The 1,493-nt window shown below is 69.5% G+C and carries 1 protein-coding gene; it reads right to left on the bottom strand.

Annotated features, from left to right (window positions below):
* On the bottom strand, positions 1-1,493 hold a 1,493-nt coding region (locus ACZ7LV_RS38965), incomplete at both ends, for an AMP-binding protein (RefSeq protein ID WP_471946093.1).

Raw genomic sequence — 1,493 nt, 5'->3', positions numbered from 1 at the left:
TTGTGGTAGCCGCGGGCGAGTCCGGTGCCGGTTGCGTAGAGTTCGCCGGTCACGCCGGGTGGGGTGGGCTTGAGGTGCTCGTCGAGGACGAGGATCCGGGTGTGGGCCATGGGGGTGCCCAGGGGGATGGCGGCGGGGATGGTGTCGTGGGTGGTGTAGGGGGTGTGGGTGACGCAGAGGGTGGTTTCTGTGGGGCCGTAGGTGGTGCGGACGGTGAGGTGGGGGGCCTGGGTGAGGGTGTGGGTGACGGCTTGGGGGGCGATGACGTCGCCGCCGGTGGTGATTTCCTTCAGGGTGTTCCAGGCGCGGTCGAGGTGGGGGACGGTGACGCGGAACAGGCCGGCGGTCATGCTGAGGTGGGTGATCGCGTGTTCGTGTACGAGCCGGTCGAGGGTGGGGGTGTCCAGGGGGCCCGGGGGTGCGACGACGGTGGTGGCGCCGGTCAGCAGCGGGGTCCAGATCTCGTAGGTGGAGGCGTCGAATGCGTGGGGGGCGTGGAAGAGGACCCGGTCGCCGGGGTGGACGTTCCAGGCGGGGTCCTGGGCGAGGTCGCAGACGGCGTGGTGGGTGATGGTGATGCCCTTGGGCCGGCCGGTTGAGCCGGAGGTGTACATCACGTACATGGCCTGGCCGGGAAGGACATCACTGCCCGGTGAGGGATCGGTGCCGGTGTCCGCGGTGACGGTCAGCGTGCGGCGGCCCCGGGTCAGGACGTGGTCCTCGTGGGCGGTATCGACCAGGAGCAGGGGGTTGTCCAGATCTGCCAGGACGGTGGCCAGATGATCGGCCGGGTGGGCCTGGTGCAGGGGCAGGTAGACCCCTCCGGTCTTCGTCACCGCCAGCAGGGTCACGATCAGCTCGGCCGAACGGTTCATCAGCAGCGGCACGACGGTTTCCGTGCCCACACCGCTCTGTCGCAGCAGTGCCGCCAGACGTTCCGCACGCGCATCGAGTTCCGCGTAGGTGAGGTGACGTGTGCCGTCGACGACCGCGACCGTGCCGGGGGTGGCCGCCGCCTGCCGGGCGAATTCCCCGCTCACCGTCCTTGCCCGGCTCACCTCGTCCGCCGGCGCGAGGCCCCAGCACTCCACGCTCTCCCGGTCCGCGGCGGACAGCACCGGCCACACCCCCACCCCGGCCGACGGAGCCTCCACCACGAACGCCAGCACATCCACCAGCGCCCGACCCAACCGCTCCACCGTCCCCTCATCAAACACATCACACGCGTACTCCAGGAGAAGCGCTATGCCACCCGTATCTCCATCAGCGGCCAGATGCTCGATGAACCGGAAGGAGAGGTCGAATTTTGCTGCGTCCGCTTGTGACACGGCGGTTTCGGTGTGCAGGCCGGTGGCTCGCAGGAGCGGTGTGTCGACGGCGTCTTCCACGACGACGAGCACCTGGAAGAGGGGGTGGCGGGCGAGGGAGCGGGTGGGCTGGAGGTCTTCGACGAGGCGGTCGAAGGGGAGGTCCTGGTGGTCGAAGGCGGTGAG

Source organism: Streptomyces sp. NPDC107562, from assembly GCF_055657325.1.
Note: the sequence above shows the minus strand (reverse complement) of the source record. Positions and strands in the feature narration are given on the sequence as shown.